Source organism: Streptomyces sp. JW3, from assembly GCF_052216785.1.
In the GTDB taxonomy this organism is placed as follows: Bacteria; Actinomycetota; Actinomycetes; order Streptomycetales; family Streptomycetaceae; genus Streptomyces.
In genome coordinates this window covers 1-296 of record NZ_JBQOUX010000297.1, presented here as the reverse complement: position 1 = coordinate 296, position 296 = coordinate 1, and the positions used below count along the sequence as shown (strand labels likewise).

The following is a 296-nucleotide window of genomic DNA, read 5'->3' as shown; positions in this document are numbered from 1 at the left end:
CGGGCCGACCGAAATACACGGCGTGACCTGCGAGTTCCGGTCCGTTGATCGGCTACACCACTCGGCGGGACGCCATCATCGTCGACCGCATCATCTTCGGCGGCAACATCATGGAGACCGGCACCGACTCCTACCGCCTCGCCCAGACCAAGGCACGGGCAGAGCAGGCCAACGTCGGCTGGCAATGACGATCCCTGCTCAACGGCCATCCCGGGGGTGTTCGACTGGTGGGATGTGCCCGATCTCACCGTGGAGTCGGCGATGGCAGTACCAGTCGATCCACTCGGCGGTGGCGA

Annotated in this window: 1 pseudogene; it reads left to right on the top strand. The window is 65.2% G+C overall.

Features of this window, described 5'->3' with window-relative positions:
- Positions 1–71: 71 nt before the first annotated feature.
- A pseudogene (locus tag ACTT8P_RS38580) lies at positions 72–188 on the top strand (IS21-like element helper ATPase IstB); the annotation flags it as partial.
- Between the last annotated feature and the right edge of the window lie 108 nt (positions 189–296).